The 18,995-nt window shown below is 71.6% G+C and carries 17 protein-coding genes and 2 tRNA genes; 15 read left to right on the plus strand and 4 right to left on the minus strand.

Features of this window, described 5'->3' with window-relative positions; translation table 11 throughout:
- The first annotated feature begins 67 nt into the window (after positions 1 to 67).
- The 8 genes from IEZ03_RS19590 (at position 68) to IEZ03_RS19625 (ending at position 10,933) form a co-directional block, all read left to right on the plus strand.
- The gene (locus IEZ03_RS19590) at positions 68 to 928 is read left to right on the plus strand and encodes a TIGR03936 family radical SAM-associated protein (protein ID WP_184882160.1); all 861 of its coding nucleotides are present in this window, start codon (positions 68 to 70) and stop codon (positions 926 to 928) included.
- Between the two features lie 208 nt (positions 929 to 1,136).
- Positions 1,137 to 4,109, plus strand: coding sequence for a ribonuclease E/G (locus IEZ03_RS19595; RefSeq protein WP_184882162.1), 2,973 nt, complete (start codon positions 1,137 to 1,139; stop codon positions 4,107 to 4,109).
- Positions 4,110 to 4,622: 513 nt separating this feature from the next.
- The gene (rplU, locus tag IEZ03_RS19600; RefSeq protein ID WP_131986396.1) at positions 4,623 to 4,937 is read left to right on the plus strand and encodes a 50S ribosomal protein L21; all 315 of its coding nucleotides are present in this window, start codon (positions 4,623 to 4,625) and stop codon (positions 4,935 to 4,937) included.
- A 14-nt stretch (positions 4,938 to 4,951) separates the two neighbouring features.
- Complete coding sequence (rpmA, locus tag IEZ03_RS19605; RefSeq protein WP_131986394.1) at positions 4,952 to 5,209, plus strand: 50S ribosomal protein L27; 258 nt, start codon at positions 4,952 to 4,954, stop codon at positions 5,207 to 5,209.
- Between the two features lie 81 nt (positions 5,210 to 5,290).
- Positions 5,291 to 6,682 (plus strand): GTPase ObgE, encoded by a 1,392-nt coding sequence (obgE, locus tag IEZ03_RS19610; RefSeq protein ID WP_184882165.1) that lies wholly within the window; start codon positions 5,291 to 5,293, stop codon positions 6,680 to 6,682.
- 27 nt (positions 6,683 to 6,709) lie between these two features.
- A complete protein-coding gene (gene proB / locus IEZ03_RS19615; RefSeq protein WP_184882167.1) occupies positions 6,710 to 7,819 on the plus strand; it encodes a glutamate 5-kinase in 1,110 nt (369 codons plus the stop codon).
- A 14-nt stretch (positions 7,820 to 7,833) separates the two neighbouring features.
- Positions 7,834 to 9,090, plus strand: coding sequence for a glutamate-5-semialdehyde dehydrogenase (locus IEZ03_RS19620; RefSeq protein WP_184882169.1), 1,257 nt, complete (start codon positions 7,834 to 7,836; stop codon positions 9,088 to 9,090).
- Between the two features lie 94 nt (positions 9,091 to 9,184).
- Positions 9,185 to 10,933: a TIGR03767 family metallophosphoesterase gene (locus IEZ03_RS19625; RefSeq protein ID WP_184882171.1), complete on the plus strand. Its 1,749-nt coding sequence runs from the start codon at positions 9,185 to 9,187 to the stop codon at positions 10,931 to 10,933.
- A gap of 55 nt (positions 10,934 to 10,988) precedes the next feature.
- On the opposite strand, the gene IEZ03_RS19630 is transcribed toward IEZ03_RS19625, so the two are convergent.
- Positions 10,989 to 12,023 carry a M48 family metallopeptidase gene (locus IEZ03_RS19630; RefSeq protein ID WP_184882173.1) on the minus strand — a complete coding sequence of 345 codons (1,035 nt, stop codon included), beginning with the start codon at positions 12,021 to 12,023 and terminating at the stop codon, positions 10,989 to 10,991.
- A 93-nt stretch (positions 12,024 to 12,116) separates the two neighbouring features.
- Here IEZ03_RS19630 and IEZ03_RS19635 point away from each other — a divergent pair, with 93 nt between their 5' ends.
- The 7 genes from IEZ03_RS19635 (at position 12,117) to IEZ03_RS19665 (ending at position 16,276) form a co-directional block, all read left to right on the plus strand.
- Positions 12,117 to 13,403, plus strand: coding sequence for a phenylacetate--CoA ligase family protein (locus IEZ03_RS19635; protein WP_221480612.1), 1,287 nt, complete (start codon positions 12,117 to 12,119; stop codon positions 13,401 to 13,403).
- A gap of 49 nt (positions 13,404 to 13,452) precedes the next feature.
- Positions 13,453 to 14,058, plus strand: coding sequence for a nicotinate-nucleotide adenylyltransferase (nadD, locus tag IEZ03_RS19640; RefSeq protein ID WP_184882175.1), 606 nt, complete (start codon positions 13,453 to 13,455; stop codon positions 14,056 to 14,058).
- Between the two features lie 146 nt (positions 14,059 to 14,204).
- Complete coding sequence (gene rsfS, locus IEZ03_RS19645) at positions 14,205 to 14,609, plus strand: ribosome silencing factor (RefSeq protein WP_131986380.1); 405 nt, start codon at positions 14,205 to 14,207, stop codon at positions 14,607 to 14,609.
- Entirely contained in the window at positions 14,602 to 15,264 is a 663-nt protein-coding gene (locus tag IEZ03_RS19650; protein ID WP_184882177.1) for a histidine phosphatase family protein, read from the plus strand. Before rsfS ends, IEZ03_RS19650 begins: the two co-directional genes overlap by 8 nt.
- Positions 15,265 to 15,345: 81 nt before the next feature.
- Positions 15,346 to 15,418: transfer RNA gene (locus tag IEZ03_RS19655), tRNA-Ala, on the plus strand.
- 293 nt (positions 15,419 to 15,711) lie between these two features.
- Complete coding sequence (locus IEZ03_RS19660; protein WP_184882179.1) at positions 15,712 to 16,119, plus strand: hypothetical protein; 408 nt, start codon at positions 15,712 to 15,714, stop codon at positions 16,117 to 16,119.
- Positions 16,120 to 16,203: 84 nt separating this feature from the next.
- Positions 16,204 to 16,276 (plus strand) — tRNA-Ala (locus IEZ03_RS19665).
- Positions 16,277 to 16,358: 82 nt separating this feature from the next.
- Here IEZ03_RS19665 and IEZ03_RS19670 read toward each other — a convergent pair.
- The 3 genes from IEZ03_RS19670 to IEZ03_RS19680 all read right to left on the minus strand — a co-directional run bounded on the left by IEZ03_RS19670 (position 16,359) and on the right by IEZ03_RS19680 (position 18,505).
- A complete protein-coding gene (locus IEZ03_RS19670) occupies positions 16,359 to 17,462 on the minus strand; it encodes a baeRF2 domain-containing protein (RefSeq protein WP_184882181.1) in 1,104 nt (367 codons plus the stop codon).
- 56 nt (positions 17,463 to 17,518) lie between these two features.
- A complete protein-coding gene (locus IEZ03_RS19675; protein WP_184882183.1) occupies positions 17,519 to 18,028 on the minus strand; it encodes a DUF1360 domain-containing protein in 510 nt (169 codons plus the stop codon).
- Positions 18,029 to 18,247: 219 nt separating this feature from the next.
- A complete protein-coding gene (locus IEZ03_RS19680) occupies positions 18,248 to 18,505 on the minus strand; it encodes a DUF7218 family protein (protein ID WP_184882185.1) in 258 nt (85 codons plus the stop codon).
- Positions 18,506 to 18,995: the final 490 nt, after the last annotated feature.

Raw genomic sequence — 18,995 nt, forward strand, 5'->3', positions numbered from 1 at the left:
CCGTACTCTATAGGGAGACCTATATTTCGACTCGCCACGAGTAGGAAGGACCAGAACCCTGGCACCCATGCCGGAGGGTCCGGCGCCGGCCCCCGTGACCCAGCGATTGCGCGTCCGCTACACCAAGCGGGGCAGGCTGCGGTTCACGAGCCACCGCGACATTTCCCGGGCCGTGGAACGCGCCGTCAGGCGCGCCGGGATCCCTGTCGCGTTCAGCGGCGGATTCACCCCCCACCCGAAGATCTCGTACGCGGGTGCGGCGGCGACAGGGGTGGCCAGCGAGGCCGAATACCTCGAAATCGGGCTCACCGAGACCCGCGACCCTGCGCGGGTGCGGGCCGATCTCGACGCGGCACTGCCCCCCGGGCTCGACATCGTCGATGTCGTGCCGGTACGGGCGGGAAGCGACGGAAGTGCGCAGCCGAAACCCGGCGCGTTCACCGATCGGCTTGAGGCGTCCGAATGGCGGATCCGGCTGGAGGGCGTGTCATCCGACGATGCCGCCGCCGCCGTGGCCGCTTTCATGGACGCCGGGACCATCGAGGTCGAGCGCCTCACCAAGAAGGGACGACGCCGTTTCGACGTGCGCGCCGCCGTGCACTCCTGTGAACTGGACCGGCGCGCCGCGCGAGCGGCCGATGCCCCTTGTGCGATACTTCGAATGGTTGTTCGGCATTCCACACCGGCCGTACGACCCGACGACATCCTCACCGGACTGCGCCAGGTCGCCGACCTCGCGCCGCCGTCACCCCCGCTGGTGACCAGGCTGGCGCAGGGGCCCCTCGACGCGGACACCGGTGGCCTCGCGGATCCTCTGGATCCCGACCGGGAGATCGGCCTGCCGTCCGGCGACGACGCCGAGACGGCCCGCGGCCCGCAGCGGCCGCAGCCCGGGGACCCTGCGAGCGCGGATGCCGTCAGCGCCTGACCGTGAGACCGAAGCCGTGGCTGCACGGAACCGGTCCCGCAGGGTACGGCGGGCGCACCCCCGACGACTTCGTCGTCATGGCCGGACCACCGTCCGGCAGTGACGACGCCGACGACTGACGGAGCGCTCTCGTGCGGCGCACCGCACCGATCCGCCCCCGGGCGGAGCGACGCGGACGCGCCCGGGAGCCTGACGGGAGATTGCCCGGATGCGTGAGAACGAAGCCGATTCGGCCACGGCCGAAGGCACCGACAACGGCACAGCCGACCACGAGAACACCGAAACGGAGACCCAGGAGAACGCGAACGGCGTGACGACGCGTCCCCGCCGCGCGAAGCGCCCCGCCGGCCCCCCGCCGGACGTGGAGAGCGCCCCCGCGGAGCCCGCCGCGGAGGCGGAGCCCCACTCGCCCGAACCCTCCGGGGACGCACCCTCCGCAGAGGCCGAGCCGCCCAAGCGCGCCACCCGGACGCGCACCCGCACCAGGAGCGGGAAGGCCGCCGAGACGTCCGAGCCCGTCCCCATGACCGGGGCCGAGACGTCCCCCGACACCGAGACCGACCCCGCGAGCGCCGACGCCGGCGAGCAGCCCGCTGAGCAGCCGGACGAGGCGCCGCCGCCCCGCACCCGGACCCGCCGCCGCTCCGCGTCCGCCGCCACCGCGCCCGACGCGCCCACGGTGCCCGCCGTCCCGGCCGTGCCGGAGGTCCCCTCACCCGGGACCGAGACCCCCGCCGAGCAGGTGTCCGACATCGAGCCCGCGAGCGGCGTGGGCGTCCCCGGCGTGACGTTCCAGCCGCCGATGGTCGTCTTCCAGCCGCCGCAGCCGAAGGCCGAGCCCCCCGCCCGTCCCAAGGACGAGCCGAAGCGCGACGCCGAACCCGCCGACCACGACACCGGCGACGACGAGGCCGCCGAGCGGCCCTCCGACGACGACGACGACTCCGACGACCGCCCGTCCCGCCGGCGCCGCCGCCGCGGCGGACGCGGCCGCGGCAGGGGCCGCGAAGGCGGCGAGGACGAGACGGAGAACGGCCACGACGGCGCGGACGCCGAGGCCGAGGCCGGCGACTCCGGAGACGAGCAGCCCGCCAAGAGCGGCAAGAAGGACACCGCCAAGACCGACGGCGCCAAGGCCAAGAAGGACAGGGCCGCCAAGCCCAAGGCCGAAGAGGACGAGCAGGAGTCCGCCGACGACGACGGCGAGTCCGGGACGAGCCGCCGCCGGCGTCGCCGCAGGCGCCGCACCGGGACCGACGGCGACGGCGCGAACGGCACCGACGACCCGCCCAACACCGTCGTGCACGTCCGCTCCACGCGCGCGGCCGAGAGCCGCGCCGCCGAGGACGAGGTCCAGTCCGTCCGCGGCTCGACCCGCCTGGAGGCCAAGAAGCAGCGCCGCCGGGAGGGCCGCGAGCAGGGCCGCCGCCGCCCGCCGGTGATCACCGAGGCCGAGTTCCTCGCGCGCCGCGAGTCCGTCGAGCGGGTCATGGTGGTGCGGCAGGAGGGCGAGCGCACCCAGATCGCCGTCCTGGAGGACGACGTCCTCGTCGAGCACTACGTCAACCGCGCCACGCACCAGTCGTACGTGGGCAACGTCTACCTCGGCAAGGTCCAGAACGTGCTGCCCTCGATGGAGGCGGCGTTCGTCGACATCGGCAAGGGCCGCAACGCCGTCCTGTACGCGGGCGAGGTCAACTGGGACGCCTCCGGACTGGAGGGCCAGCCGCGCCGCATCGAGTCGGCGCTGAAGTCGGGCCAGTCGGTGCTCGTCCAGGTCACCAAGGACCCGCTCGGCCACAAGGGCGCCCGCCTCACCAGCCAGGTGTCGCTGCCCGGCCGCTACCTGGTCTACGTGCCGGACGGCTCGATGACCGGCATCAGCCGCAAGCTCCCCGACAAGGAGCGCAGCCGCCTCAAGTCGATCCTGAAGAAGGTCATGCCGGAGAACGCCGGCGTGATCGTCCGGACCGCGGCCGAGGGCGCCACCGAGGAGGAGCTGTCCCGCGACGTGTCGCGCCTCGCCGCGCAGTGGGACAACATCCAGAAGAAGGTGAAGACGGCCTCCGCGCCCTCCCTCCTCTACGGCGAGCCCGACCTGACGATCCGCGTCGTCCGCGACATCTTCAACGAGGACTTCTCCAAGCTCGTCGTGTCCGGCGCCGAGGCCTGGGACACGATCTCCGAGTACGTCGAGTACGTCGCGCCGCACCTCGCCGACCGCGTCGAGCGCTGGACCGGCGACCAGGACGCGCTCACGGCGTTCCGCATCGACGAGCAGATCGCCAAGGCGCTGGACCGCAAGGTGTGGCTGCCGTCCGGCGGCTCCCTGGTGATCGACCGCACCGAGGCCATGACGGTCATCGACGTCAACACCGGCAAGTTCACCGGGCAGGGCGGCAACCTCGAGGAGACCGTCACCCGCAACAACCTGGAGGCGGCCGAGGAGATCGTCCGCCAGCTCCGGCTCCGCGACATCGGCGGCATCATCGTCGTCGACTTCATCGACATGGTGCTGGAGAGCAACCGGGACCTGGTCCTGCGCCGCCTCGTGGAGTGCCTGTCGCGGGACCGCACCAAGCACCAGGTGGCCGAGGTCACCTCGCTCGGCCTGGTCCAGATGACCCGCAAGCGCGTCGGCCAGGGCCTCCTGGAGGCGTTCTCGGAGACCTGCGAGTCCTGCAACGGACGCGGCATCCACGTCCACCTGACCCCGGTCGAGCCCAAGGCGGACAAGGCGTCCGGCAAGGAGAGCGGCCGCCGCCGCAAGCGCAAGGGCGAGGTCGAGAAGGCAGTAGAGGAAAAACTGGCCAGGCACGAAACACCAGAGCCCGAGCCGACCCCCGAGCCAGAGCCGGCACCAGAGCCGGAGCCGATCCGGGCCGAAGAGACCAAGCCGGAACCGGAACCGGCCCCGGTGCGCACCCGGACCCGTCCCCGGCGGAGTGGCCCGGCCAAGCGCCCCGCAGGCCCACCGCCCGAGATCGACGGCGACGACGAGTCCCCGGCCCAGGCCGCGATGGAGGCCGCCGAAGCCGCCGAAGAGGTGGCCGACACGCCCCCGGGCGTCCTGGAGTCCCTGGACGGCGCCGACCCGCTGACCCCCACCGCGAACGGCACCGACCCGACCCTGAACGGCACCGACCCGACCTCCCACCAAACCCCAGCCGAGGCCGAGTAACGAGAACTGAGCCTTCAAGGAAGCAGGCCGGGCGGCCAAGACAAGGCCGCCCGGCCTGCATTCCAGGGACTTCACGGCCACGCGCACAATGACGGCTGTGGAGTGAACCGAAGGCGAATCTCCACCTGCATGATCACCCCACGGTTCGTGCGGCCGGAGGTCGCGCTGCGACCGAAGGTCGCACGAACCGACGCACGGTGCGCCGCGCGCAACGGGGGTTCCAGGGGGTCGCCCCCCTGGGCAAGCACAGTTCGCTTCGGCTCTGGGCATCCGGTACCCTTGGTCTTCGGCGCGTCGTCGGCGCGTCGCCTGAACTCGCACCGCGAGCCCCCTCCGGGGTCCGTTCGGTGCTCACCTCGCCGATCCGGTGAGACCAAGCAGAGAGCGCCAGAGGACTTCCTCTGGTGTGCCGCCCTCGGCCCGGTGCCGGGGGTAGGCCCCCGCCCGGGGGCTGGTAAGCCACGCGTGGGACCGGTTAGTTCCGGAAGCGCGCGCAGACGAAGGGTTTCCGCGGTGTACGCGATTGTCCGCGCAGGCGGCAGGCAGGAGAAGGTCGCCGTCGATGACGTGCTGACCGTCGACAAGCTGGCCGGTGAGGTCGGCTCGACCGTCAAGCTTCAGGCCCTGCTGGTCGTGGACGGCGACGACGTCGTCAGCAAGGCGGCCGACCTCGCCCGCTACGAGGTGACCGCTGAGATCGTCGGCGCGGTCAAGGGCCCGAAGATCAACATCATGCACTACCGGAACAAGACCGGGTACAAGCGGCGGATGGGTCACCGTCAGCCCTACACCGAGGTCAAGATCACCGGTATCAAGGCCGGGAAGTAAGGGAGAGCGGTCTCATGGCACACAAGAAGGGCGCATCGTCCAGCCGTAACGGTCGCGACTCCAATGCCAAGCGCCTCGGCGTGAAGCGGTTCGGCGGCCAGGTCGTCAACGCGGGCGAGATCATCGTCCGGCAGCGCGGCACCCACTTCCACCCCGGCCCGGGCGTCGGGCGCGGCGGTGACGACACGCTGTTCGCGCTCGTCGCGGGCGCGGTGCAGTTCCGCCGTTACCGCGGCCGCAACGCCGTGAGCGTCGTCCCGCCGGCGGAATAGTCCGCCTGGGTACCAGACGTTTTTGAAGGGGCGGACCGGTTTCGGTCCGCCCCTTCGTCTTTTTCACTGAGGAGATTCACCGTGGCCGCTGGAGCGGGATCGGGCGCGCAGTTCGTCGACCGGGTGGTACTGCACGTCGCCGCGGGCAACGGCGGCAACGGCTGCGCGTCGATCCACCGGGAGAAGTTCAAGCCGCTGGGCGGGCCGGACGGTGCGAACGGCGGCCGCGGCGGGGACGTCGTCCTGGTCGTCGACTCCAACACCGCGAGCCTCCTGGACTACCACCGGCGCCCGCACCGCAAGGCCGGCAACGGCAAGCCGGGGCAGGGCGGTCACCGGACCGGCGCGGACGGCGCCGACGTGGTCCTGGCCGTGCCGGACGGCACGGTCGTGAAGGAGGGCGAGGAGATCCTGGCGGACCTGGTCGGCGAGGGCACCCGCTTCGTGATCGCGCGGGGCGGCAACGGCGGGCTGGGGAACGCCGCGCTGGCGTCGGCGCGGCGCAAGGCGCCCGGGTTCGCGCTGCTCGGCGAGCCGGGGGAGGCGCGCGACGTCGTCCTGGAGCTGAAGAGCGTCGCGGACGTCGCGCTCGTCGGGTTCCCCAGCGCGGGCAAGTCGTCGCTGATCGCGGCGCTGTCCGCCGCCAAGCCGAAGATCGCCGACTATCCGTTCACGACGCTGATCCCGAACCTCGGGGTGGTGAGCGCGGGCGACACGACGTTCACGGTCGCGGACGTGCCGGGCCTCATCGAGGGCGCCAGCGAGGGCCGCGGCCTCGGCCTGGAGTTCCTCCGGCACATCGAGCGCTCGTCGACCCTTGCGCACGTCCTCGACTGCGCGACGATGGAGCCGGGGCGCGACCCGGTCAGCGACTTCGAGGTCATCGAACGCGAACTGCAGGCGTACGACCGAGTCCTGGGCGACCGGCCGCTGTCGGACCGTCCCCGCATCGTCGTCCTGAACAAGGTGGACGTGCCGGACGGCCGCGACCTCGCCGAGATGGTCCGGCCCGACTTCGAGGAGCGCGGCCTGCGGGTCTTCGAGGTGTCGGCGGCCACGCACGAGGGGCTGCGGGAGCTGTCGTTCGCGATGGCGGCGATGGTGGAGCAGTACCGCGCGTCGCTGCCGGCACCGGAGCCGACCCGCCTGGTCATCCGGCCGGAGCCGGTCGGTGGCGGGGCCGACTTCGAGGTCAAGGAGATCGGGGACAACACGTACCTGATCACCGGCGAGAAGCCGGTCCGCTGGCTGCGGCAGACCGATTTCGCCAACGACGAGGCCGTCGGCTACCTCGCCGACCGGCTCGCGCGTCTCGGCGTGGAGGACGCGCTCGCCGCGGCGGGCGCCGCCGCGGGCGCCACGGTCCTGATCGGGACCGTCGACGACTCCGTCGTCTTCGACTGGGAGCCGGAGGTCGCCGCCGGCGGCGGCGCTTCCGGTCCCCGCGGCACGGACCGCCGCCTCGGCGGGTAGCGCCGGACCCCGGAGGAGAGACGTTTCATGAGCGAGCGCCAGGCGGTCGCGAAGGCGCGGCGGATCGTGGTGAAGGCGGGGTCGTCGTCGCTCACCACGCCCGCGGGCGTGATCGACGAGGGCCGCATCGACGCGCTGGTGGACGTCCTGGCCGGCCGGCGCGCCGACGGCACCGAGATCGTCTTCGTCTCGTCCGGGGCGATCGCCGCCGGGCTGGGGCCGCTGGGGCTGACCCGCCGCCCGCGGGACCTCGCGACGCAGCAGGCGGCGGCGAGCGTCGGGCAGGGCCAGCTGCTGGCCCGCTACACCTCGTCGTTCGCGCGGCACGCGCTGACGGTCGGGCAGGTGCTGCTGACCGCCGACGACATGATGCGCCGCTCGCACCACCGCAACGCGCAGCGCACGCTCGCGCAGCTCCTCGCCCTCGGGGTGCTGCCGATCGTGAACGAGAACGACACCGTCGCCACCGACGAGATCCGGTTCGGCGACAACGACCGGCTCGCCGCGCTCGTCGCCCACCTGATCCGCGCGGACGCGCTGGTCCTGCTGTCGGACGTCGACGCCCTCTACACCGGTGACCCGCGCCTGCCGGGCGCCCGCCGCCTCGGCGACGTCCGCGGGCCGGACGACCTGCGGGACGTGAAGCTCGGCCGCTCCGGGCGGGTCGGCACCGGCGGCATGGTCACCAAGGTCGAGGCCGCCCGCATCGCGGGCATCCCGGTGGTGCTGACGAACGCCGCGTCCGCCGCGCAGGCCCTCGCCGGCGACGAGGTGGGGACGCTGTTCCACCCGGCGGAGGGGCGCCGGATGTCGACGCGGGACCTGTGGCTCGCGCACGCCACCACCGGGCAGGGGAGGGTCATGCTCGATCCCGGCGCCGTCGAGGCGGTCGTGCGGCGCCGCAAGTCGCTGCTCCCCGCGGGCGTCACGGGCGTGGAGGGCGACTTCGCCGCCGGCGACCCCGTCGACCTGTGCGACACCGCCGGCCGCGTGGTCGCGCGCGGGCTGGTGAACTACGACGCGTCCGAGATCCCCGAGCTGATGGGCCGCTCGACCCGCTGGCTGTCCCGCGAGCTGGGCGTCGAGTACGAGCGCGAGATAATCCACCGGGACCACCTGGTGGTCCTCACCGACTGAGACGAGGAGCAGTGATGAGCGAGCGCGAGGAGTTCCTGCGGGTGGCGCGGCGCGCCCGGGAGGCCGCGGCGGGGCTGGCGCCGCTGCCGCGCGCGGCGAAGGACGCCGCGCTGCACCGGATCGCGGACGCGCTGGTCGCCGCCGCACCGGAGATCGTCAAGGCGAACGAGTCCGATGTCGCGCGGGCCCGGGAGAACGGCATCTCCGAGTACATGATCGACCGGTTGAGCCTGTCGGAGGAGCGGATCGCCGCGATCGCGGACGCCGTCCGCAAGGTCGCGGCGCTGCCGGACCCGGTGGGGGAGTCGGTACGCGGGAACGTGCTGCCGAACGGGTTGGAGCTGCGGCAGGTCCGGGTGCCGCTCGGCGTCGTCGGGATCATCTACGAGGGCCGGCCGAACGTGACCGTGGACGCCGCCGCGCTGTGCCTGAAGAGCGGGAACGTGGCGCTGCTGCGCGGCTCGTCGTCGGCGTACGACTCGAACACCGCCCTGGTCGGGGTGATGCAGGGCGCGCTGGCCGGCACGGAGGTCCCGGGGGACGCCGTCCAGCTCGTGCCCGGCACGTCCCGCGAGTCGGTGAAGCACCTGATGCGGGCGCGCGGCCTGGTGGACGTGCTGATCCCGCGCGGCGGCGCCTCCCTGATCAACTCGGTGGTGGAGGAGTCGACCGTCCCGGTGATCGAGACGGGCGTCGGGAACTGCGCGGTGTACGTGGACGCCGACGCCGACATCGACATGGCCTTGGACGTGCTGCTGAACGCCAAGACGCAGCGCCCGTCGGTGTGCAACGCCGCAGAGACGTTCCTGGTGCACGCCGACATCGCCGACAGGTTCGTCCCGCGCGCGCTTGAGGCGCTGAAGGGCGCCGGGGTCACGGTGCACGGCGACGACCGCATCCGCTCGTACGGCGAAGACGTCGTGGAGGCGACCGAGGACGACTGGACCGTCGAGTACCTGTCCCTGGACATCGCCGCCCGCGTCGTGGACTCCCTCGATGACGCCGTCGACCACATCCGCCGGTACGGCTCGGGCCACACCGAGGCGATCGTCACCACGTCCCAGCCCGCCGCGAAGCGCTTCGTCGCGCTGGTCGACTCGGCGGCCGTGATGGTGAACGCCTCGACCCGCTTCACCGACGGCGAGGAGTTCGGCTTCGGCGCGGAGATCGGCATCTCGACGCAGAAGCTCCACGCCCGCGGCCCGATGGGGCTGCCGGAGCTGACGTCCACGAAGTACGTGGTGACCGGTGAGGGCCACCTGCGGGGCTGACACCTGGCCCGACGGCCCGTCCGGCGCGGTGGCGTGCAAGTTGTGACACTTTTGCCATTGATGTCACGTTGTGGGTGTGGTCTGATTCACGATTGTGACTCGTGAGTACAGCCGCCGCCGCGTCCTGAAGGGCGCCGCCCTGGGCGCGGGAATCGCCGCCACCGGACTGACCGCTTACCCGTCGCGCCCCGCCGCGGCCGCCCCCGCGCTGCGCGGTCCGGTCGCCGGGACCACCCTGGACCGGACGTACGTGCTCGGCGCGGCGGGCACCGGCGGGTACCGTCCCGTGGTCACCGGGCCCGGCGAGCCGTACATCCTGCGGCGCGACCTGGGCGGCGCCGCGTCCGCGCGCCGTGCCGCGACCCGCCGCGGCGTCCTGGCCTTCGGGCACCTCACCGACGTGCACGTCCTGGACGCGCAGTCCCCGGCCCGCGTCGAGTTCATCGACCGCTTCCGGGACATCATCAGCGGGTTCCCCGAGGGCGGGTACCGCCCGCAGGAGATCCTGTCGACGCAGGTCGGCGAGGCGATGGTGCAGGCGGTGAACAAGGTCGGGCGCGGTCCCGCCACCGGCCTCGGGCTGGCGTTCACCATCAACACCGGCGACACCACCGACAACGCCCAGTACAACGAGGTCCGCTGGATCATCGACCTGCTGGACGGCGAGCGCGTCCGCCCCGACTCAGGCGACCCGAACCGGTACGAGGGCGTCATGGACTGGGCTGCCTACGACCGCGCCTACTGGCACCCCGACGGCGCGCCGCCCGGAGCCGGGACCGACTTCGCGATCGCCGAGTACGGCTTCCCGCAGGTGAAGGGGCTGCTCGACGCCGCGCGCAGGCCGTTCAAGGCGACCGGCCTCCACTCCCCGTGGTATGCGGTGTTCGGCAACCACGACGGCCTCATCCAGGGCAACCTGCCGGTCAACCCGCTCATCTCGGGCCTCGCCACCGGCGGCATCAAGATCGGCGCACCGGCCGACGGCGGCCAGGCCGAACGCCTCGCCCGCATGGTCAGCAAGGGGGACGCGGCCGAACTCGTCCGCCTCAGCCGCGAGCAGGGCGCCTCCGGGGGACTGTTCCGCCAGGTCACCCCGGACTGGAACCGGCGGCTGCTGTCCCGCGCCGAGGTGGTCGCCGAGCACTTCAAGACCAGCAAGCTGCGCGGCCACGGCTTCACCTGGGCCAACCTCCGCGACGGGACGGCGTACTACGCGTTCGACAAGGGCATCGTGCGGGGCCTCGTCCTCGACACCGTCAACCAGAACGGCTACTCCGAGGGGTCCCTCGACAAGGCGCAGTTCGCGTGGCTGGAGGCTCAGCTCAAGGCCGGCAGCAGCCGCTACTTCGCGCCGGACGGCTCGGTGGCCGGGCACGCCGTCAAGGACCGGCTGTTCGTCCTGTTCAGCCACCACCCGATCGGGTCGATGGAGAACGGCCTGGGCGGCGACCGCGTCCTCGGCGACGAGGTGAAGGCGCTCCTGCTGCGCTACCCGAACGTCGTCCTGTGGGTGAACGGCCACACGCACCGCAACCACGTGATCCCGCACACCCGGCAGGGCGGCGGGGGCTTCTGGGAGGTGAACACGGCCGCGCACATCGACTTCCCGCAGCAGAGCCGCATCGTCGAGCTCGCCGACAACGGCGACGGCACCCTGTCGATCTTCACGACGATCCTGGACTCGGCGGGCCCCGCGTCCTACGGCGGACGCATCGACGACCCCGTCCGGCTGGCGTCGCTGTCCCGCGAGCTGGCGGGCAACGACTGGCAGGACCGCGACACCGAGCGCCGCGGCGAGGCCGCCGACCGCAACGTCGAACTCCTGATCCCCGCGCCGTTCTAGCGCACGCGAAAGGGCCGCCGCGTCCGTGCCGCGGCGGCCCCGCCCGCGCTGATCGCTAGTTGCGGTCCGTCGGCCCGCCGTCGCGCCGGGCGAACCGGTCGAACAGCCCGCCGGCCGCGCCGGCCGCCGCGTCCGCCATGTCGCGAACCTTGCCCACGAACGGGTCGGCGGTCCGCTCCCACGACTCCCGGTACGACCGGGCCGCCTCCTTGACCCCGTCGCTGACCGACGCGCCGCCGTCGTCGTCGCGGCGCGGGTAGTCACCGGCGAGGATGCGGTCGTACTCGCCGCTGCGCGCCCACCGGTCGATCTCGGCGAACCGGATCACCGCGAACGGGTGCGACTGCCCGAGCAGGTTCAGGAACTTCAGGATGCCGTCGCGGACGTCGCCTGCCTCGTCGTACTCGCGGGCCTGCCGCAGGAACGCCTCGCTGCTCATCTCGCCCAGCCGGACGCCGCCGGCGAGCTTCATGTGCACCCGCTTCGCCGCGTCCAGGTCCTGGCCGACCAGCAGCCCGGCGCGGTCCGACGACAGCTCCGCCTTCCGGAACCACTCGCGCAGCCCGATGATGATCGCTGCGATGCCGACGTTGCCGAGCGGCAGCCACGCCAGCCGCGACCCCAGCTGCAGCAGGATCTGCATCATCGTCTGGTACACCGCGTGCCCGGACAGGATGTGCCCGACCTCGTGCCCGACGACGAACCGCAGCTCCTCGTCGTCCAGCAGGTCGATCAGCCCGGTGTTCAGCACGATGAACGGGTTGTCGGAGCCGAGCGCCATCGCGTTCGGCGTCGGGTCCTGCCGGACGTACAGCTCCGGCACCTCCGGCATGTCCAGGGCGTACGAGGCGTCCCTGACCATGTCGTAGATGTTGCGGAACTGGTCCTCGCCCACGCGCACCGTCCCGCCGAGGAACATCAGCCGCAGCGACCGCTCGTTGATCAGGCCCGACATCTTGCGCAGCACGACGTCGAACCCGGAGAGCGAACGCAGCGCCACCAGCGCCGAACGGTCCGCCGGGTGTTCGTAGGCCCGGGAACTGATCCCCGGGAACCGCGTACGTGCTCGATCCGGTGTGTTCTCCGTCATGTCTGGCATGGTAGTTCCGACGAACCGCCGAGCCGCAGGGTTCCCCGGCGCCGGGTCCCCGTCCGGCTCCGGCCCCCGTCCGGGAGGAGACCCATGTTCGACCCCAAAGCCGAGGCGATGCCTCCGGACGAGCGCGCCGCGCTGCAGCGGCACCGGCTGTGGGGGCTGGTCGACCGGCTGCTCGCCGCGGGCGGGGTGCAGGGGCGGCGGCTCAAGGAGGCGGGGGTCGCCGGCGGCTCCGACGTGACGCTCGCCGACCTGCGGAACCTCCCGTTCACCATCAAGCAGGACCTCTGGGACAACTACCCGTTCGGGATGCTGGCCGTCCACCGCGACCAGGTCGCGGCGGTGCACGGGTCCAGCGGCACGCGGGGACGCCCCACGCTCGTCGCCTACACCAAGGCCGACCTCGACCTGTGGGCGGCCATGTGCGCGCGCTCCCTGGCGTGTGCGGGCGCGTCGCCCGGCAGCATCGTCCACAACGCCTACGGCTACGGGCTGTTCACGGGCGGGATCGGCATCCACCAGGGGGCCGTGGCGCTCGGCGCGACCGTGGTGCCGATGTCCGGCGGCATGACCGACCGGCAGGTACGGATGCTCACCGACCTGCAGGCCGACATCCTGACCTGCACCCCCGCCTACGCGCTCCGGCTCGGCGAGGCGCTCGCCGAGGCCGGCGCCGAGGCGCCCGCGCTGAAGGCCGGGCTGTTCGGGGCGGAGCCCTGGTCGGAGGAACTGCGCACCGCCATCGAGGACGTCCTGCCGATCAAGGCGATGGACATCTACGGCCTGTCCGAGGTCATCGGCCCGGGCGTGGCGACCGAATGCCTGGAGCAGAACGGCCTGCACGTCAACGAGGACCACTTCATCGTCGAGGCCGTCGACCCGGAGACGGGCGAGCCGGTCGAGGACGGCACCCCCGGCGAGCTGGTGTTCACGACGCCGACGAAGCAGGCCCTTCCCCTGCTGCGCTACCGGACGGGCGACATCGCGTCCCTGGACCGCGACGAGTGCAACTGCGGGCGGACCCTGGTCCGGATGAGCAAGGTGCTGGGCCGTACCGACGACATGATCGTCGTCCGGGGCGTCAACGTGTACCCGAGCGAGGTGGAGCGCGTCCTGCTGGGATCCGGGCTGGTCCGGCCGCACTACCAGCTCGTCGTCGACCGTCGCGGGCCGGCGGTTCGCCTTGTCGTCGCCTGCGAGGCGCTGTCGGGCGACCCCCGGGCCGAGCTCGTCCACGGCCTCCACGAGTCGCTCGGGCTGACCGCCGAGGTGTTCGTCCTGCCCGAGGGCACCGTGCCCAGGGTCGAGGTCGGCAAGGCCGTCCGCGTCGTCTCCTGGGAGGACGGCGGCCCGCCGCTGCCCGGCCTGGCCTGACCCCCGCCCGTCGTTCCGGGCTCGCGACCCGCTGGCTATTCTCGTCGTCATGACGCAAAAGCGGCGGCTGGGGATCATGGGCGGCACGTTCGACCCGATCCACCACGGGCACCTCGTGGCCGCGAGCGAGGTGGCGCACTTCTACTCGCTCGACGAGGTCGTCTTCGTGCCCACCGGCCTGTCCTCGCACAAGCAGGACCACGGGATCACCCCCGCCGAGGACCGCTACCTCATGGCCGTGATCGCCACCGCGTCCAATCCCCGCTTCTCCGTCAGCCGCGTCGACATCGACCGCCCCGGCCCCACCTACACCGTCGACACGCTCCGCGACATGCGCGGCATCCACGGCCCCGACGCCGACATGTTCTTCATCACCGGCGCCGACGCGCTGGAGAAGATGCTGACCTGGCACGACACCGACGAACTGTTCGAGCTGGCGCACTTCGTCGGCGTCACTCGCCCCGGCCACCGGCTGGCCGATCCCGGTCTCCCCAACGGGCGGGTCTCCCTGATGGAGGTCCCCGCGCTGGCCATCTCGTCCACGGAATGCCGCGACCGCGTCCACTCGGGCGAACCCATCTGGTACCTGGTCCCGGACGGAATCGTCCAATACATCAACAAACGCGACCTCTACCGCGACGCCGCAGCGGAATGAACACCCGTCCCACCCGCCGCATACCCTGGTAGGCGCAAGGACCGCAGTGGCATAGCGGTCGTACAGCGACAAAGAGGTCCGACGACCGGCACCCGTGAGAAGGTGGTGGTGGAGACGACCCCTACAGGGAGGATCGCGAGCGCATCGTGACCGCATCCGAGAGGGCGGCGCAGCTCGTCCGGATCGCCGCCGAGGCGGCGGGCGACAAGCTGGCCGACGACATTCTTGCCTACGACGTGAGCGAGCAGCTCGTCATCACCGACGCGTTCCTGCTCTGCTCGGCCCCCAGCGACCGCCAGGTCCGCGCCATCGTCGACGAAGTCGAGAAACGCCTCCGCGAGGAAGCCGACGCCAGGCCCGTCCGCCGCGAAGGCGAGCGCGAAGGCCGCTGGATCCTGCTGGACTACGCGGACATCATCGTCCACATCCAGCACGAAGAGGACCGCATGTTCTACGCCCTCGAACGGCTCTGGAAAGACTGCCCCGTCCTCGAACTGCCCGAGAGCGTCACCGCCCCGCAGTCCCGCGCCGTCGGGAGCCCGAGTGACTGACGCCCGGCCGGCCCGCGAGCCCGGCAAACGACGTCTCGTCCTCTGGCGGCACGGCCAGACCTCCTGGAACGTCGAACGCCGCTTCCAAGGCAAGACCGACATCCCGCTCGACGAGACCGGCGTCCAGCAGGCCGAGCGCGCCGCCCGGCTCCTGGCCGGGCTCCGCCCCACCGCCCTGCTGTCGTCGCCGCTCCGCCGGGCCGCCGCCACCGCCCAGGCCCTCGCCGACATCACCGGGCTTCCCATCCGGTACGACGACGACCTCATCGAGCGGGACGGCGGCGCCTGGGAGGGCCTCACCTCCCACGAGATCCGCGAACGCTACCCGGCCGAGCACGCCGCCTGGCAGCCCCCCGGCGGCGAGACCAGCGCCCAGGTGGCCAAGCGCGTCGGCGCCGCCCTCGAACGCGCCCTCGACGACCTGCCGCCCACCGGCCAGCTCGTCGTCGCCTCGCACGGCGCGGCCCTGCGGCTCGGCATGTCCCACCTCCTCGGCCTGCCGGAGGAGACCTGGGAACGCCTCGGCGGCCTGTCGAACTGCTGCTGGTCCGTCGTCACCGAGATGCGCGACGGAGGCTGGCGCCTGACGGAGCACAACGCCGGCACCCTGCCCGAGCCCGTCCTCAGCGACGACCGCCCCGACACCGGAACCTGACACGCCCGAAACGATTCGAGACCTGGCTCCGCCGTCCTATACACTGGCCAGGCGCTGCGGGATGAACGTCCACGCAGCGGCGGGGCTATGGCGCAGTTGGTAGCGCGCCTCCATGGCATGGAGGAGGTCTGGGGTTCGAATCCCCATAGCTCCACGAACGAGTTGGGAGTGGTGTGCCCGCGGAGAGCGTGGGCCGCCACTCCTTCGTCATTTCGTCCAGGGGGCGACCCCCTGGAACCCCCGGTGTAGGGGCTCCGCCCCCACGCCCCCCGGTGGTTGGGGTCTCTGAGGCCGTTGCAGGTCGCCGGGCTGCTGGACGTCCATGCACGGGGCTCTGCTAAAGGTTCGCCATGGTGGCGGCTACCTTTCGGTCCTGCGGCGCTTCACCTTGTCGATCATGAGGGAACAGCCTCGGGTGGCGATGCATGATCGAAATGAGGCTGACCCATGAAGAGCCGTATGGCCGTAAGGCTGCTTCCCGTCGCGCTGGCCGCGGCGACCGTCACCGCCATCGGCGCGCCCGCGTCCGCGGAGGAGGCACCGCCGCCCCAGGCCGAGGCAACCTACAGCGAGCAGGACTGCACCCAGGCGGTCCAGATCCTGTCCTACTTCAAGCTGCTGCCTAACCAGCCCGACCTCGGCCGGGTGCTCTGCTCGATCAGCGTCGCTAGCGCGCCGGAGGGCGCGACGCAGCAAGACGCGCACGCCGACGAGCCGAACGGCGCCCACCTCACCGAGCCCGGCCAGCCCGCCCAGCAGAACGCCCTCCTCGGCCTTCCTGCCGAGCTGATCCAGGACCTCACCACGTACGTCTCGACGGTCAACCTGCAGTCCGACACCCCGGGGCAGCACTGAGACGCCGCACGGGCCGCGGCGGGGCTTCCGCCGCGGCCCGCGTCCCGAGCGGTCCCAAAGTGCACTAAGCTTTTCCTCGATCGCGGGGCTATGGCGCAGTTGGTAGCGCGCCTCCATGGCATGGAGGAGGTCTGGGGTTCGAATCCCCATAGCTCCACGAACGAGTTGGGAGTGGTGTGCCCGCGGAGAGCGCGGGCCGCCACTCCTTCGTCATTTCGTAGCGACCTCGGGTTCTTGCGTCAGGCGGTGAAGCGCAGCACGGCGCCTACGTGGACGTTCTGCGCCGGGCCGCCGTTCGACGGTAGGACCACCAGTTCGCCGTCGGTGGCGGCTGTAGCTCTGACCAGCGCGGCGTCAGCCTTCACCTCTCGGGGGTCGCTCACGCCGAATTCGTCACGGAGTTCTTCGGCGGTGGTGGCGATATGCGCCGGATGGGGGCCGACCCAGAGGCGGGCGCTCGAATCCAGGTCGTCGTCCAGGAGGAGCGTCTCGACGCGGCCTTCGCGGACGGCCTTGGCGGTGGCGGGCAAGCCCTCCACGGCGCGCTCGCCGTTGGCGAGTTCGCGGTCGAAGCGCTCGGCGACGGTCATGATCCGCTCAGTCGTCTTCAGTTCCAGAACGCGCCGCAACTCCGTCTCCAGGTCGGGGTCGTCGACCGTGGTGTTCTTGTCGGTCTCGACAGTGTGCGCCAGGACGTGCTCGGAGACCTCGTCCAGGACGGCCGTACGGGCGCGGGTGTCGCCCGCGATGACGATGGCCTGTGCCCCGCACATGTCGGCGATGCGGTCGATCTCGCGCGCCACCTTCTTCGCGTTGAGCTTCCAGACGTTCTCCGACGAGCGCTGGAACCGGGACTGGTTCCAATCGCCCGCCTTCGTCTTGCGGATCGGGTAGTCCTCGTCCCCCTGCACGTTGATGTGGTGACGCCGTCCGTCCGCGGTGACGCAGTCGATCGCGCCCCCGCGGCGGTCGACGACTGCGAGCAGATGCGGGAACCTCTCGCCGCGCTGGGCGAGGTAGGGCAGTACGTCGGGAAGCGGCGCGAGGGTCGCCTGGGTGGTCGGGGGCGGGTCGTCCAGTCGCTCCAGGTGCACCACCTTGCCGTCCGCCGCGAAGAGCACCAGCCCTTCGGAGCGGCGGCGGGTGATCTCCCCGTCGATGGTCTGCTCGATCGCGCGGAGCGTGTCCTCCGGAGTTCCCTGCTCCTCCAGGTCCGCGCGCAGCGCCCGCCACCGCAGCTCGACGGCCTTGGACGCGTCCTCGGTGGTCCGGGAGAGGTCCGCGTACACCGACGCATAGGGGCCCGGACGTTGGTACAGCGTTTTGAGGAATGACAGATCCATGGAGGGGCCGTACCCGCCCCATTTGGGGCAAACGTAAATAATGTGACCGCTGAGGCTCAGCCCTCGGCGGCCTGCTGGAGCCGCGCGTACGCGAGCTGCAACCAGTCCGACCCCGCGACCGCCGTCATCGTGGCGCCCGCCAGCCGCGTCGCCTGCGGTGCGAACACGAGCCCGGCACTGTAGGCCGTCGCGACCCATTGGGCGATGCAGAACGGGCAGGTGACCAGCTCACCGACGGCGTGCCGCACGCCCTTCCCGCGCACCTCCTCCGCCACTTCGGCCGGCCCGGCCGTCCCGGAGTAGCGGGTGAACGGGGCGCGCAGCGGACTCGTCACCGGGTCCTTGGCGATGACCCGGGACACCTTGTGCGTCGTGATCGTCATCAAGGCCAGGTCGGAAAGCCCTATGGAGGGGGCCCGGTCGCGCATCCGCCGCCCCAGGAGCACCATCGTCCCCGTGGTCAGCCCGTAGACGGCGAGGGTGGCGAGGTACGAGCCGAGCGGACGGTCCGCTCCGCCGGTGTACTGCTCCTTCTCCCTGCGTGCGGTGTCGACGACCGCGTTCATGACTTTCCCTTCCCCGGCGGGACTCCGGCGGATCGCACCGCCGGCGCACGCGACGGCGGTGTTGCAAATGGGACGTGGGCGATGAGGGCTGGAGTCAGGTCAGGTCGGCATCCACGTCCCGAAGGCATGCGGCTCTTCACGGCTTGAGGAGCGGAACGGGCAGCCGTTTCAGGCCGGCCGTTGCCGGCCGTGCGTCCCGGCCGCCGAGGCGAGGGCCGCTCAGTGGTTGCGGAGGGCGTCCACCAGCTGCGACTTGTTCATCGAGGACCGTCCCTCCACGCCGAGCTCCCGGGCGCGCTTCAGCAACTCGTCCTTCGTCCAGTCCTCGTAGGAGGGGCTCTTGCCGCCCTTACGGCCGACCTTCTTCTTGCCCTGGCCCGCAGACGCGTTCGCGATCCGCGCGGCCTTCTCCTTGCTCTCGCCTCGGTCACGGAGCTTCTGGTACGTCTTCTCGTCCTTGATCTGCGCTCTGGGCATAGCGGACATCTACCCGACACGCAGACTCCACACATCGGCCACCGGACCACCAAGCAGCTGCAAACGCGAGTGGTCACATCGCTCGGTCGGCTCGATCTTCGGCATCTGCACCCTGTCGGTAGGTGTCCGCTGTTCGGCATGAGGGTGGGTCGCCGCGCCGGCGGGCTTGGATGGGGGACGCCGGAGCCCTTGTGAGCGGGGCCATCACGGCCGGAGAGCGTGCGGGACGAGCCGATTTGACGGACGGCGTGCGGGTGCCTAATCTCTCTCATGCCCCGAGGGATGCGGGACGCCATCAAGGCGGACGGCCCCGGGGAAGCCAACAAGAGGAAAACGGTTCGCAGCTTGCTCTGAGCCGAGGTACTCTGGAGTGGCAAGCCCAGACGGGGTGCAGGACACCGAGCGGTGGCCGACCCGTAGGGCACCTCCTACGAAACGATCTTCTTCAGGTCTTCTGGCCTGTGGGTTGGTTGTCGCGTGGGAGATGGTG

It is taken from the genome of Actinomadura livida, from assembly GCF_014648675.1.
GTDB classification, from domain to species: domain Bacteria; phylum Actinomycetota; class Actinomycetes; order Streptosporangiales; family Streptosporangiaceae; genus Spirillospora; species Spirillospora livida.

Bases quoted from the DNA above. Each gene is read 5' to 3' on its own strand.
- IEZ03_RS19660 (WP_184882179.1), top strand. From the start codon at position 15,712: ATGAAGAGCCGTATGGCCGTAAGGCTGCTTCCCGTCGCGCTGGCCGCG.
- IEZ03_RS19670 (WP_184882181.1), bottom strand. From the start codon at position 17,462: ATGGATCTGTCATTCCTCAAAACGCTGTACCAACGTCCGGGCCCCTAT.
- IEZ03_RS19620 (WP_184882169.1), top strand. From the start codon at position 7,834: ATGAGCGAGCGCGAGGAGTTCCTGCGGGTGGCGCGGCGCGCCCGGGAG.
- IEZ03_RS19595 (WP_184882162.1), top strand. From the start codon at position 1,137: ATGCGTGAGAACGAAGCCGATTCGGCCACGGCCGAAGGCACCGACAAC.
- IEZ03_RS19590 (WP_184882160.1), top strand. From the start codon at position 68: ATGCCGGAGGGTCCGGCGCCGGCCCCCGTGACCCAGCGATTGCGCGTC.
- IEZ03_RS19675 (WP_184882183.1), bottom strand. From the start codon at position 18,028: ATGAACGCGGTCGTCGACACCGCACGCAGGGAGAAGGAGCAGTACACC.
- IEZ03_RS19680 (WP_184882185.1), bottom strand. From the start codon at position 18,505: ATGCCCAGAGCGCAGATCAAGGACGAGAAGACGTACCAGAAGCTCCGT.
- rpmA (WP_131986394.1), top strand. From the start codon at position 4,952: ATGGCACACAAGAAGGGCGCATCGTCCAGCCGTAACGGTCGCGACTCC.
- nadD (WP_184882175.1), top strand. From the start codon at position 13,453: ATGACGCAAAAGCGGCGGCTGGGGATCATGGGCGGCACGTTCGACCCG.
- proB (WP_184882167.1), top strand. From the start codon at position 6,710: ATGAGCGAGCGCCAGGCGGTCGCGAAGGCGCGGCGGATCGTGGTGAAG.
- IEZ03_RS19630 (WP_184882173.1), bottom strand. From the start codon at position 12,023: ATGACGGAGAACACACCGGATCGAGCACGTACGCGGTTCCCGGGGATC.
- IEZ03_RS19635 (WP_221480612.1), top strand. From the start codon at position 12,117: ATGTTCGACCCCAAAGCCGAGGCGATGCCTCCGGACGAGCGCGCCGCG.